At 40.3% G+C, this 13382-nt stretch carries 11 protein-coding genes and 1 other RNA gene; 10 read left to right on the forward strand and 2 right to left on the reverse strand.

Annotated elements, in window-relative coordinates; all coding sequences use genetic code 11:
* Positions 1-49 precede the first annotated feature (49 nt).
* Complete coding sequence (locus BUC20_RS21250; RefSeq protein WP_073233055.1) at positions 50-1234, reverse strand: proline dehydrogenase family protein; 1185 nt, start codon at positions 1232-1234, stop codon at positions 50-52.
* A gap of 97 nt (positions 1235-1331) precedes the next feature.
* Between BUC20_RS21250 and BUC20_RS21255 the strand changes: the two genes are divergently transcribed.
* From BUC20_RS21255 to aroC, 6 genes are all read left to right on the forward strand, one after another.
* Positions 1332-1538 carry an RNA-binding S4 domain-containing protein gene (locus BUC20_RS21255; protein ID WP_073233946.1) on the forward strand — a complete coding sequence of 69 codons (207 nt, stop codon included), beginning with the start codon at positions 1332-1334 and terminating at the stop codon, positions 1536-1538.
* Positions 1539-2603 (forward strand): 3-dehydroquinate synthase, encoded by a 1065-nt coding sequence (aroB, locus tag BUC20_RS21260; protein WP_073233056.1) that lies wholly within the window; start codon positions 1539-1541, stop codon positions 2601-2603.
* A 402-nt stretch (positions 2604-3005) separates the two neighbouring features.
* Complete coding sequence (locus tag BUC20_RS21265; protein WP_073233057.1) at positions 3006-3842, forward strand: prephenate dehydratase; 837 nt, start codon at positions 3006-3008, stop codon at positions 3840-3842.
* Positions 3843-3889: 47 nt separating this feature from the next.
* Positions 3890-5029 carry a chorismate mutase gene (locus BUC20_RS21270; protein ID WP_073233058.1) on the forward strand — a complete coding sequence of 380 codons (1140 nt, stop codon included), beginning with the start codon at positions 3890-3892 and terminating at the stop codon, positions 5027-5029.
* A 2-nt stretch (positions 5030-5031) separates the two neighbouring features.
* Positions 5032-6285 carry a 3-phosphoshikimate 1-carboxyvinyltransferase gene (aroA, locus tag BUC20_RS21275; protein WP_073233059.1) on the forward strand — a complete coding sequence of 418 codons (1254 nt, stop codon included), beginning with the start codon at positions 5032-5034 and terminating at the stop codon, positions 6283-6285.
* A gap of 23 nt (positions 6286-6308) precedes the next feature.
* Positions 6309-7403 (forward strand): chorismate synthase, encoded by a 1095-nt coding sequence (gene aroC / locus BUC20_RS21280; protein ID WP_073233060.1) that lies wholly within the window; start codon positions 6309-6311, stop codon positions 7401-7403.
* Positions 7404-7474: 71 nt separating this feature from the next.
* Here aroC and BUC20_RS21285 read toward each other — a convergent pair whose 3' ends face one another.
* On the reverse strand, positions 7475-9898 hold the full coding sequence (locus tag BUC20_RS21285; protein ID WP_073233061.1) for an alpha-ketoacid dehydrogenase subunit alpha/beta: 2424 nt from the start codon (positions 9896-9898) through the stop codon (positions 7475-7477).
* 132 nt (positions 9899-10030) lie between these two features.
* Between BUC20_RS21285 and BUC20_RS21290 the strand changes: the two genes are divergently transcribed.
* The 4 genes from BUC20_RS21290 (at position 10031) to BUC20_RS21305 (ending at position 13223) form a co-directional block, all read left to right on the forward strand.
* Positions 10031-10423, forward strand: coding sequence for a DUF1573 domain-containing protein (locus BUC20_RS21290; protein WP_073233062.1), 393 nt, complete (start codon positions 10031-10033; stop codon positions 10421-10423).
* 62 nt (positions 10424-10485) lie between these two features.
* Positions 10486-11688: a pyridoxal phosphate-dependent aminotransferase gene (locus BUC20_RS21295; RefSeq protein WP_073233063.1), complete on the forward strand. Its 1203-nt coding sequence runs from the start codon at positions 10486-10488 to the stop codon at positions 11686-11688.
* A gap of 30 nt (positions 11689-11718) precedes the next feature.
* Positions 11719-12085, forward strand: a transfer-messenger RNA (tmRNA) gene (gene ssrA / locus BUC20_RS21300).
* 568 nt (positions 12086-12653) lie between these two features.
* Entirely contained in the window at positions 12654-13223 is a 570-nt protein-coding gene (locus tag BUC20_RS21305) for a hypothetical protein (RefSeq protein ID WP_143166868.1), read from the forward strand.
* Positions 13224-13382 lie beyond the last annotated feature (159 nt).

Consider the following 13382-nt stretch of genomic DNA (forward strand, 5'->3'; position numbering starts at 1 on the left):
AAAAGACCGGCCTGATGATCATGCCGGTCTTTTTTAATATCAAATGAGCTTATAATTTTCTACGTTTCTTCTCTTTCATGATCAGGCCAAGCTCTCTGCTCGTTGCTCCCGCGATAGAAGTATTTTCCTGTGCTCTTCTGAAAAGATAAGGCATTACTGCTTTTATCGGTCCGTAAGGAACATATTTAGCCACATTGTATCCTGCGTCAGATAAGTTAAAACTCAGGTTATCGCTCATACCCAGCAATTGTGCAAAATATACATGAGGGTGGTTATGGTCAATCTGGTGTTTGTCTAATAATTCGGCCAATACACGGCAGCTCTCTTCATTGTGCGTACCACATACGATCGCAATTTCATCAATATGCGCCATACAATAGTTCAAAGATTCGTTATAGTCTATGTCTGAAGCTTCTTTTGTAGGTTGAATCGGAGATAAATAGCCCATTTCTTCGGCTCTTTTTCTTTCTTTCTCCATATAGGCTCCTCTTACCATTTTAACACCAAGGATATAACCGGAAGCTTTGGCAATGAGGTGATCTGCTTTTAAATCAGCCAGTTTATCATGACGGTACATCTGATAAGTATTATAAACGATGATCCTTTCTTTGTTAAACAGACGCATCATATCTACTGCCAGCTCATCAATGGTATCCTGGATCCAGGTTTCCTCTGCATCCACCATGATCGGTACATTTTTATCGAATGCCCTTCTGCAAATCTTTTCGCATCTGGCTTTTACCTTATCAAATTCAGCCTGTTCTGCTGCTGTTAATTCCTGTTTTGCATCCAGTTTCTCCAATAGCGCAAAGCGGCCAATTCCGGTCACCTTAAATACTGTGATCGGAATGCGTGGATCTCCTGCAGCTCTTTCTATGGTTCTGATGATCTCCTCGCAGGTGAAGTCGAATACAGATTCCTCTTCTTCCCCTTCTACAGAATAATCTAAAATGGTTCCTACATTACCTTTTGTCAGCTGCTGAATGGTGTGTTCGCATTCGGCAATCGTTTCTCCCCCGCAAAAATGTTTAAAGATGGTTGCCTTGATGATCGATTTTATTGGCAGGCCTATATTCAGAAAAAAATTAGTGATTGGCGGGCCTACTTTTGTCAGAAAATTACTGCTGATTACTTTAAAAAGCCAATATCCGGCATTTAGTTCTGAATTTGACTGGTTACGAAAAGCGATTTCAGTGTTGTCAAAGTTCAAGGTTTTTTTGGGGAAAGTTTCCATTTAATTCTTATGGTTAGTCAAATTGCATGCAAAAGTATAAATTCCAAGGCTATCCATGGTAAAACACTTTATAAATAATTGTAAATTTGCTGGTATAATGATAGAATTCAAATTAGAAGGTGAATTTATTCCCCTTATTCAGTTGCTAAAAGCAACTTCACTGGTACAAAGTGGCGGCGAAGCACAAACTGTTGTTGAAGACGGCCTGGTAAAATACAATGGTAAAGTTGACTTTCGTAAGAGACTGAAAGTTCGCGTTGGCGATGTAATTGATTTTATGGGACAAAAAATAACAGTAATCTAAATGAACGTAATAGAAAGTTCAGGCCATCGCATTCATTTTGAATCAGAACTTGCGCCATTAGCAGAAATCATAGAAAATGGCAAATACAGTAAAGTATTTGTCTTTGTAGACCGCAATACTTCCGAATTTTGCCTGCCTTTCTTTCAGGAAATGCTTGGAGATTTTACAGGATTTGACCTGATTGAAACTGATCCGGGAGAAGAAAACAAGAACATTGATTTTTGTATTGGTATATGGAAGACCTTACTTGATTTTGAAGCAGACCGCAAATGTCTGATGATCAATCTGGGTGGAGGTGTCATTACTGATATGGGAGGATTTATTGCATCAACTTATAAACGCGGCATTGATTTCATCAATATTCCAACCACCCTTTTATCTCAGGTAGATGCTTCTGTAGGGGGCAAAACCGGAATCGATATCGATAATGTAAAGAATATGGTGGGTACTTTTGCGCTTCCACAGGCGGTATTTATAGAAAGCTCTTTCTTAAACACCCTGCCTGAAAGAGAATTACTTTCCGGATTTGCAGAAATGATCAAACATGGTCTGATTGTAGACGGGACTTATTACAATGACCTGAAAGCTGCCGACTATAAACACATCCAACCCATCGCCATTCATCGTTCTGTAGAGATCAAAAACGAAGTGGTCACAGAAGATCCTCAGGAAAAAGGAAGACGTAAGATCTTAAACTTTGGTCATACCATCGGCCATGCCGTAGAAAGCTACTCCTTAATCAATGACAAAGCTCCTCTGACTCATGGGGAAGCAATTGCCATAGGAATGATCTGTGAAGCCTTTTTATCAGTGAGCAATAACACGCTGAGTCAGGAAGAACTGGAAGACATTACCAGGTATATTTTGAGTCTTTACCCTGCTTATGAGATCAAAAGCAAGAGCTTTACAGATCTTTTAGGCTTCATGCAAAGCGATAAAAAGAATGAACACGGACAAATTCTGTTCTCATTACTGAACAAAATCGGAGCCTGTGATTACAATTGTATCGTGACGGAGAAGGATATCCTGGAGAGTTTAAACTATTACAACAATCAGGTTAAATAGTACTGCCAAGGGATTTAGCACTAAATTTTAGCAATAAAATAAACAGCAGAAAACCCCTGCAAGTACCTAATGTTTTGTTGTACAGGGATTCACAGCTTTGGGACAATAAATAATTTTTTTTATTAAAGTATTGACAAATTAAATTTTGTTAGTACATTTGGCAAAACGAAAAACGAAAAAACAATCGAATGAAAAATGTTACTACATATTGGTTTGGCTACTTTTACTACTTTAGTAAGAGCCGGGACTGATATGCAACATAAATCATAAGATAAAAGTGTATATGAAAAGTCCCGGCCTAAAGCCGGGACTTTTTTTGTTTAATGCAAAAACCGAGACCTGCAGAAGTTCAAAAAACAAGCCTTCCGCAAGCTTCATGACCATAGAAACTCAATAGCTAAAATGAAACAGAAAAAAACAAGAGTAGCGATTCAAGGTATTAAAGCGTCATTTCACGAAGAAGCCGCTTTCAAATTCTTCGGAAAAGACATTGAAACCATAGAATGTAATTCCTTCAAACAGACTTGCGAGAGCCTGGAGAATAAGGAATCTGACTTTGTGATCATGGCTATTGAAAATTCTATTGCAGGCAGCCTTTTACCCAACTACACTTTGATTCGTGAATACAATTTCGCAGTTGTAGGAGAAGTTTATCTGCCTATCCAGTTGCACCTGATGGCTTTGCCAGGAGTGAAATTTGAGGACATTAAGTATGCCACCTCCCACCCTATTGCGATCCGCCAGTGCGTAGATTTTTTCGATGATTTCCCGCACATTCAGGTGATTGAAAGTAACGATACCGCAGCTTGTGCAAAACGCATTAAAGAAGAACAATTAACAGATACAGTGGCCATTGCAAACACGCTGGCTGCAGAATTATACGGATTAAATATCATCGAAAGAAGAATTGAGTCCAACAAAAAGAACTATACCCGTTTCCTTGTGCTTAGAAAAGATAAAACAGAAGAACTTCAGGACATCAATAAAGCCTCAATTTGTTTCCAGGTAGGAAACCATGTAGGTGCACTTTCCAAAGTGCTCAACATCTTCGCCGAACAGGAGGTGAATTTAACAAAGATCCAGAGTATGCCTGTTCTGGGAAAAAGAAACGAGTATTACTTCTACGTAGATATGGAATGGAATAACATGGAACAATACGATAAAGCCATCCGACAGACCTTAAAATACACGGTAAACTTCAACATTCTGGGAGAATACCAGAAAAACGATAAAGTATAAAAGATAAAACACCTTCATAAAACATACAAAAATTAAACCCCAAAAAAATGAAATTACAATTGAACATCCAGCCATTAAATACCTGGCTTAACACCAACAACGAGCCATTGATCATCTCAGGACCATGCAGTGCAGAAACTGAGGAACAACTATTAACTACTGCACATTTATTGGCTGCAACCGGAAAAGTATCGGTTCTGAGAGCTGGTATCTGGAAGCCACGTACCCGTCCGGGAGAGTTCGAAGGTATTGGCAGCATCGGATTAGAATGGTTGAAAAGAGCAAAAGCAGAAACAGGATTACCAACTGCTGTTGAGGTTGCAAATGCGAAACACGTTGAAGAAGCTTTAGCTGCTGGTGTAGATATCCTATGGATTGGTGCACGTTCGACTGTAAATCCGTTCACAGTTCAGGAAATTGCTGATGCTTTAAAAGGTGTTGACATTCCGGTATTGGTTAAAAACCCGGTAAACCCTGATCTTCAGTTATGGGTTGGTGCATTAGAGCGTATCAATGGTGCAGGAATCACCAAATTAGGAGCGATCCACCGTGGTTTCTCTTCATTCGAGAAAAGCTCTTTCCGTAATGAACCAATGTGGGAACTTGCCATTCAATTGAAAACTTTATGTCCTGATCTTCCGATCATCAATGATCCAAGTCATATCTGCGGTAACCGCGAACTGATTCCTTACATTTCTCAAAAAGCACTGGATTTAGACATGCAAGGTCTGATGATCGAATCACATGTTGATCCTTCAGTAGCCTGGACAGATGCAAAACAACAGGTAACGCCTGCTGCTTTAAGCGAATTGGTAGAGCGTTTAACGGTACGTGAACCAGAATCTCAAAACGAAGCTTTTGTAGATCAACTGGCTGATTTACGTAAGCAAATTGATAAAATTGATGATCAGTTGTTGCAAAAACTAGGTGAGCGTATGGCCATCGTAGGCAAAATTGGTGAGTTCAAACGCGATAACCAGGTAACGATTTTACAGGTAAACCGTTGGGATGCGATCATGAACAAAGGAATTTCCTTTGCTAAAGCTTTAAAATTAGACTTAAACTTTACGGAGAAATTCTTAGAATTGGTTCACGGTGAGTCTATCCGCAAACAAACAGAAATTATGAATGCAGGCAAAGCAGAAAAAGGCATTGCAGCAGAAACACATACAGAAGTTAAATCTTAATAATGAGTAAGCATGCACTTGTTTCTTTTACGGGAAACACAAAAATCCATACAGAGATCGCGCTTACGGGCTCTAAAAGCGAGTGCAACAGGGCATTAATCATTAGTGCTGCAAGCAAGGGGACAGTAAAAGTAGACAATATGTCTATCGCAGCGGACTCCGTTACGCTTGACCGCATTTTAAAACAGATTTCCAGCACAGCTCCACATCAGCAAACCGTTGATGTGGGCCCTGCCGGTACGGCCATGCGCTTCTTAACCGCTTACCTCCCTACCCTTCCGGGTAATTTTTTACTGACAGGAACGGAACGGATGAAACAACGTCCGATCGGGATCCTTGCTGAGGCTTTAAAAACAATCGGTGCAGAAATCAGCTATGCAGAAAAGGAGGGTTTTCCTCCATTGAGCATTACCGGTCCACTGCCTCAAAGCAAAGGGACGGTTAAAATCAAAGGCGACATCAGCAGTCAGTATATTTCTGCGTTATTGATGATCGCCCCTACATTGGAGCAAGGTTTAACCTTACAGATCGAAGGAGAATTAACCTCTCTTCCTTATGTAAATATGACCCTGAATATGCTGGAAGAAGCAGGAATCAGTCATAACTGGGATGGCAATAACATCAGCATCAAACCGCAGCCTTTCAAAGCAGCAACGCTGGTGGTAGAGCCCGACTGGAGTGCGGCATCTTACTGGTACAGCATCGCATGTTTAGCAAATGAAGCAGAAATTTCTTTACCCTATTTAAAGGAACAAAGTTTACAGGGAGACAGCAGAATCCGGTCTATCATGACTGCATTCGGTGTGCAAACTGCAACCACAGCTACAGGAATTACCTTAAGCTCCTCAACCACTGATTTTACTGATGCCATTTTAGATTTAAAAGATTGCCCGGATCTGGCACAGACCATTATCGTATGTGCTGCCGCTTTAAAGAAAAACCTTTCCTTTACCGGACTGGAAACTTTAAAGATTAAAGAAACCGACCGCATTAAAGCTTTACAAAATGAACTCGCCAAAATTGGTGTAACTTTAACTGAGGATAACCTCGTTTACACGTTAAATTGTGATGGGCTTCATTTCCCTGATCGTGTGACTTTTGGTACATATGAAGATCACCGCATGGCGATGGCATTTGCACCGCTTAGTCTCCTGATTAAAGAAGTGGTATTGGAGGAAATGGATGTAGTAGAGAAATCTTACCCTGACTTCTGGAAAGACCTGAGCAAAGCAGGATTTACAGTGGCAGCGATTTAAATTAACTTATAAAACTAACAAAAATGGCAGGTAATACATTCGGACAACTATTTCGCATCAGCACCTTTGGCGAATCCCACGGTGCAGCTATTGGTGTTATATTAGATGGTTGTCCGGCACAATTGCCAATTGACCTGGATTTTATCCAGTCTGAATTGGATAAACGCAGGCCAGGGCAGTCAAAAATCACTACTCAAAGGAAGGAAAGTGATACTGTTCAGATCCTTTCAGGAACTTTTGAAGGTAAAAGCACAGGTACTCCTATTGCCATGCTGATCCCTAATGAAGACCAAAGAAGTAAGGATTACAGTCATAATACAGATGTTTACCGTCCTTCGCATGCAGATTATACTTATGATGCAAAGTATGGCATCCGTGATCACCGTGGTGGTGGCCGTTCCTCTGCAAGAGAAACTGCTGCCCGCGTTGCTGCAGGGGCCATTGCCAAATTGCTGTTAAAGCACCATGGCATAGAAATTTTCGCCCATGTTTCTGCCGTAGGAAAAATCAACGCACCTAACCTGGAATCGTCCTTAACTGTAGATCAGTTATTGGAGATCAGGGAAGAGAATATTGTCCGCTGTGCAGATCCTGCAACGGCAAGAGAGATGATTGAATGTATTGATGGCATCAGAAAAGACGGAGATACTATTGGTGGTAAGGTCAGCTGTATCATCAGAAACTGTCCTGTAGGCCTTGGTGAACCCGTATTTGATAAATTACATGCAGATTTAGGTAAGGCCATGCTCAGCATCAATGCCGTTCATGGTTTTGAATACGGATCCGGTTTTAGCGGAAGCGAAATGAGAGGTTCTGAACATAACGACATCTTTATTCCGGGAGATGATGCCCCTAAAACCTTAACGAATTTCTCCGGAGGAATCCAGGGAGGTATCTCTAATGGGATGGAAATCAATTTTACTGTTGCATTTAAGCCTGTAGCAACGATCATGCACAACCAACAAACGATCAATGCAGCCGGTGAGGCCGCAGAGATTAAAGGGAAGGGCCGTCATGATCCATGTGTGGTGCCGCGTGCGGTAGTTATCGTGGAAGCCATGGCTGCTTTGGTACTGGCTGACCAGTTGCTTAGAAATAAGAGCAGCAAGTTGGATTAGCAGAGATCTTAATTGTATAAAAAAAGGTGTTCCATTTATGGAACACCTTTTTTTATGTGGTATGTTTTTGATTAAAATATAGCAGGGTATTTAACTGCATTGTGATCGTGCATCATTTGATATACCGCTTCTACCACATCATCTACGGATGGTTTGCTGAAATAATCACCATCAGAACCATAAGGAGGACGGTGTGCTTTAGCCGTCAGTGTTTTCGGCTGTCCATCAAGGTGATAATATCCTTTTTGTTCTTCTAAAATCTGTTGCAGAATAAATGCGGCTCCACCACCGGGAACATCTTCATCAACCACTAATAATTTATTGGTTTTACTTAAAGATTTAGCGCAAAGCTGGTCTGTATCAAAAGGCAACAGGGTTTGTGGATCGACAATCTCTACAGAGATCCCGAACTGAGCCAGTTCTTCAGCCGCTTCTTCTACGATCCTGAGTGTAGATCCATAAGATACGATCGTGAGGTCGGATCCTTCTTTAACCACTTCAGCTTTACCCAATGGAACGGTATAATCGCCCACATTTTCCGGAAGTTTTTCTTTTAATCTGTATCCGTTCAGACATTCAATTACCAGGGCAGGTTCATCAGATCTGAACAGCGTATTATACATTCCCGCAGCCTGGGTCATGTTGCGGGGCACACAGATGTGTAATCCACGTAAAGATCCAAGAATCATTCCTATTGGTGATCCTGAATGCCATACACCTTCTAACCTATGTCCACGGGTCCTGATGATAACAGGTGCTTTTTGTCCGGCTTTGGTGCGGTAAGATAAACTCGCAAGATCATCACTCAGTACGTTTAACGCAAACAAAAGATAATCCAGGTACTGGATTTCTGCGATAGGTTTTAAACCGCGTAATGCCAATCCGATTCCCTGACCAACAATGGTCATTTCCCGGATTCCGGTATCCGTGATTCTAAGGTCACCATATTTGGCTTGTAATCCGGCAAATCCCTGATTTACATCACCAATAGCACCAAGATCTTCACCGAAAGCCACCAGGCGCGGATCGCGTCCGAAGTTCGCATCAAAGCAGGCATTCAGCAATTCACGTCCATCCACCATTTTACTGGTTTCTGTATATTCCGCGGCAATCATATCTACTAAAAACGGGCTTTCTTTACCGTCTGTAAATAGTTTTGAAGAGTAACGCTCCTCATTCATTCCACTCTGAGCGGTGTACCATTCCAACAGTTCATTTCTTTCTGCTGAAGGATGTTGCAGGCTTAGTCGCAATGCTTTTCTTGCAGAAGAGATTACTTCTTTACGTTGTGCATCCGGAGTATTTGCCAGTTGAGTCGTAATTTTTGTCAGAGCAGGGTTTCCTTTTGCAAGGGTATTGATCAATTCAATGACCTGATCTTTTTCTGTTTTTATATCAGCAAGAAACTCATTCCACGCTTCTTTCTGTGTTTCACGAACAAACTTCTTTGCCGTATCTTCCAGGGTAGCAAGCTCCTCTTCAGGGATAATGGCGGATTCAATCATCCATTTGCGCATCTGAGCGATACAATCGTATTCTTTCTCCCAGTCTAAGCGGTCTTTATCTTTATAACGTTCGTGTGAACCGGAAGTAGAATGACCTTGTGGTTGTGTCACTTCAGTTACATGGATCATTACCGGAACATGTTCTTCCCTGCAGACATCAATTGCCCGCTGATAGGTTTCACATAGCGCAGGGTAATCCCAGCCTCTTACCTTATAAATTTCATATCCGGCCGCATTTTCATCTCTCTGGAAGCCTTTCAGAATTTCTGAAATGTCTTCTTTAGTGGTCTGATATTTCGCAGGAACGGAAATTCCATAGGCATCATCCCAAATGGAAATGGCCATAGGGATTTGTAATACCCCTGCGGCATTGATGGCTTCAAAGAACACCCCTTCTGAGGTAGAAGCATTACCAATTGTTCCGAAAGCTACTTCGTTTCCTTTTACGGAGAAGTTTTTCAGGTATTCCAGTTCCGGGTTTTGTCTGAATAATTTGGAAGCGTAGGCCAATCCGACTAACCTGGCCATTTGTCCACCTGTAGGTGCAATATCGGATGAAGAGTTTTTCATCTCGGTAAGGTCTTTCCAGCTACCGTCTTCATTAATAGAGCGGGTGGAAAAATGACAATTCATTTGTCTCCCTGCAGATGCAGGTTCAGCTTCAACGCTGGGGTTGGCATATAGTTGGGCAAAAAATTCTTTGATGGTGCAAATGCCTGTAGCAAATGCAAATGTCTGATCTCTGTAATATCCCGAGCGCCAATCACCATTCTTAAAAGCTTTGGCCATGGCGATCTGAGGAACCTCCTTACCATCACCAAAAATACCAAACTTAGCCTTACCTGTTAAAACCTCCTTACGACCTAATAAACTGGCTTGTCTACTCTCGAAAGCTATTTTATAATCGTTTACCACAATGGTTTTGAAGTCCTCAAAACTTAACTCTGAAGCGTCAATGGGATTAGTAGTAGGTTTTATATCCGGCATCATAAGCAATATTAGTTAGGCGACAAAGATACATAAAATCTAAAGTATGACTTATGGCTGTCCTGTAATTTATATATTGGAATACTTTTTGATTTATGAATCAAAAGATTAAATTTGTTTTAAAACACCATAATCATGAAAAAGTTATTACTATTATTTACATTAATTTTAGGAGTAAGTGTTGCAACTAACGCTCAAACAAAACCTGCAGAGTTCAAATTTGATAAAGAGCTTCACGATTTTGGTAAAATCCCATTGAACAAAGCTGCAACGGTTGAATTTAAGTTCACCAATGTTGGAGATCAACCATTAATTCTTACTAAAGTAGAAACTACTTGCGGATGTACTGTACCTGAATACACACAAACTCCCGTTAAAAAGGGAGAATCAGGTGTGATCAAAGTTACTTACAACCCTACTGGTGCTGCCATGCCATTCAGCAAAAGCATTACCATTACTTCCAATGCAAAAACAACGACTAAAGTGTTGTACATTAAAGGAGAAACTGTAGCTGCAAACAGCAAGTAACATTTTTAAAGATATTTTTTATTAAAACCTCGTTAATCAACGAGGTTTTTTATTTTTGTGCCATGCCTAACATTTCAGAAAAAGGGTTACAAATGCCCGCCTCGCCGATTAGAAAACTTACCCCTTATGCCGATCAGGCAAAAAAGGAGGGTAAAAAGGTTTATCACTTGAATATTGGTCAACCCGATATTGCTACCCCAGAGGGCATGTTAAATGCCATTAAAAACATTGATTTTAATGTTTGGGCATATACCCCGTCTGAAGGTACTTTATCTTACCGCAGCAAATTAGCCGAATACTACAACAAACTGGGTTATAACATCACCCCTGAAGATATATTAGTGACTGTTGGTGGCTCTGAAGCGATCACCATCGCCATGCAAACCTGTGTAAATGAAGGTGATGAGATCATCATTCCTGAGCCTTTCTATGCAAACTACAATGGCTTTGCCTGCATGAGTAATGTAGTGGTAAAACCCATCTTATCTTTCATTGAGAATGGTTTTGCGCTCCCTCCTATCGCAGAGTTTGAAAAACTGATCACAGAACGTACTAAAGCCATCATCATTTGTAATCCAAATAACCCTACCGGTTATTTATATTCAAAAGAGGAACTGGAAGCATTGAAGGAATTGTGTCTGAAATATGATTTATTCTTATTCTCTGATGAGGCTTACCGCGAATTCTGTTATGACGGAAAAGCATTCATCTCTCCAATGCATCTGGATGGAATTGATGAGAATGTGGTCATCATGGATACCGTTTCTAAAAGATACAGTGCCTGTGGTGCAAGATTGGGATGTCTGATCACCAAGAATAAAGAAGTAATTAAATCAGGATTAAAGTTTGCACAGGCAAGACTGAGCCCTGGTATGGTAGAACAAATTGCCGGTACCGCAGCTGTAGATACTCCGGACAGCTATTTTGAAGCTGTAAATAAGGAATATACCTTACGCAGAGATACGATCGTTAAAAGGTTAAACGCAATTGAGGGTGTGTTCTGTCCAAATCCGGGTGGCGCATTTTATGTAGTGGCTAAACTTCCGATTGATGATGCTGATGTATTTTGTCAGTGGATGCTGGAAAGCTTTGACCATGAGGGACAAACGGTAATGATGGCTCCTGCTACAGGATTCTATTCTACCCCTGGTTCAGGAAAAAATGAAGTAAGAATGGCTTATGTATTGAATACTGAAGACCTGAATAAGTCGATGGATTGTCTGGAAATCGCATTAAATCAATATCCAGGTAGGACAATCGCATAATTTTTTGTAAGTTTGTAATCCTAACAAAATGGGGCCGTTTTGGATTTGACAGGGTGGCGCTATGTATGTTAGCATGCAGTGCGTTGTACGGAGAGCACTTTAAAGAGAACGTTCACACTATAATTGGCGAAAATAACTACGCCTTAGCTGCCTAATTTAGAATTAGCTTAGCTTTTGTCCCTCTGACTGCTGCATTGTTAGGTTAGAATCCGGGGCATCGAAATAACAAAGCTGGCCGCTGTAGGGTATGATACAGTAGCGAGATAAAGTACCTAAGGAAAAAGGCAAGGTAGGTTTCCGGCCCGTCTGCTCCCGACAATTGAATGGAAAACAAGCATGTAGAAGGCATAACTTATCACACAACTGGACAAGGGTTCGAACCCCTTCGGCTCCACAAGATTACAAACGAAACGGCTAAGATGAAAATCTTAGCCGTTTTCTCTTTTAAGCGGTGTCACTAATAAAATTAGTATTTTTAATATCAAATCGAACCGCTGTTTGTTGACACCATGTGAACACCAACTGGCAAAATCTGTTGACACCATAAACATTACTCTAAATTAGATCTGAGGATACCAATCTCAAAGTTTAATACGACGATATTGTAGTTTCCTTCTAATAGATCCATAGTAGTACTTATTTGCTATATACGTTCCTAATAGTTATGTTTATCTTTGTTATTATTGAACAATACAAATGCAAACAATCTATTTACAATTGACTATAAAGGAGGAAAGTTTGTGACCTCAATCCAACAAATACATTGGGTGTTACCAGGCAAACAGGTCAGGATGATACCAACAAACTCCAAATGCTTTGTAAAAAAGACTTCTATGCCGTCGGTAAACCCCAAAACCTCACACGGTAAAAATCCGATTAGTGCTCCTGATTGATGGCAAGGAGAAGAAAATAAGATTTCAATTTTAAGATGGCACCAGCAACAAAGAACAAACAACTCAATAATCATGAAAAAACAACTATTAACGCTCTTGGCGGTTACATCGGTACTCTTTTACTCTTGCTCTAAGGAAGACAAAGCCAAAAAATCTATCAAGGAATATTTATCAAAAACAATGCATGATTTCAAAAGTTACGAGCCAGTTGAGTATGGAACTTTGGATTCATCCTATAGTGACTATAAATCTTCGGACATATATAAGAAAAAAAACTTAACAGCCGTAAAATTGATGGATAGTGTCGAAAAATTAGAAAAAAAGATTGAGCAGATTGAAAATAAAAATCAACTATCAAAAATAAAATATTACGATTGGTATGAAGGTAGTAAATTTGACAATGCTGAACGGGAGGAGATGCTATCAATTCTAAAAGTTAACAAAGAAATGCTGCTATCTGTAAAACAGATATACAAAACAATGAGTGCTGATAGCGCTGCATTTAAACCTGAATTTAACGGATACAAAATGAGTCATACATTCCGCGGCAAAAATATAACTGGCGCGACCATCATCAATACAGAAGTTTTTCATATGAATAAAGCGATGGACAAGGTAACAGACACATTTAAGGAAAAATAACAATGTCTAAACCAGTAACAAATAAGCCTACCCAAGTCGCATGAGCATTTGCGACCAAAATTTAAATTATCAAATAGTTCGGAAACAGTTATTGTAGGCCGACTGGATGCCAAAGGTACTGGTGCTTTTTATGATAGGTATGGTTCAAAAGTATCCTAG

This window comes from Pedobacter caeni, assembly GCF_900129215.1.
Lineage (GTDB): Bacteria > Bacteroidota > Bacteroidia > Sphingobacteriales > Sphingobacteriaceae > Pedobacter > Pedobacter caeni.

Excerpts from the sequence above, each read along its gene's own strand:
- BUC20_RS21250 (WP_073233055.1), bottom strand. The coding sequence starts at position 1,234 with ATGGAAACTTTCCCCAAAAAAACCTTGAACTTTGACAACACTGAAATC.
- BUC20_RS21255 (WP_073233946.1), top strand. The coding sequence starts at position 1,332 with ATGATAGAATTCAAATTAGAAGGTGAATTTATTCCCCTTATTCAGTTG.
- aroB (WP_073233056.1), top strand. The coding sequence starts at position 1,539 with ATGAACGTAATAGAAAGTTCAGGCCATCGCATTCATTTTGAATCAGAA.
- BUC20_RS21265 (WP_073233057.1), top strand. The coding sequence starts at position 3,006 with ATGAAACAGAAAAAAACAAGAGTAGCGATTCAAGGTATTAAAGCGTCA.
- BUC20_RS21270 (WP_073233058.1), top strand. The coding sequence starts at position 3,890 with ATGAAATTACAATTGAACATCCAGCCATTAAATACCTGGCTTAACACC.
- aroA (WP_073233059.1), top strand. The coding sequence starts at position 5,032 with ATGAGTAAGCATGCACTTGTTTCTTTTACGGGAAACACAAAAATCCAT.
- aroC (WP_073233060.1), top strand. The coding sequence starts at position 6,309 with ATGGCAGGTAATACATTCGGACAACTATTTCGCATCAGCACCTTTGGC.
- BUC20_RS21285 (WP_073233061.1), bottom strand. The coding sequence starts at position 9,898 with ATGATGCCGGATATAAAACCTACTACTAATCCCATTGACGCTTCAGAG.
- BUC20_RS21290 (WP_073233062.1), top strand. The coding sequence starts at position 10,031 with ATGAAAAAGTTATTACTATTATTTACATTAATTTTAGGAGTAAGTGTT.
- BUC20_RS21295 (WP_073233063.1), top strand. The coding sequence starts at position 10,486 with ATGCCTAACATTTCAGAAAAAGGGTTACAAATGCCCGCCTCGCCGATT.
- BUC20_RS21305 (WP_143166868.1), top strand. The coding sequence starts at position 12,654 with ATGAAAAAACAACTATTAACGCTCTTGGCGGTTACATCGGTACTCTTT.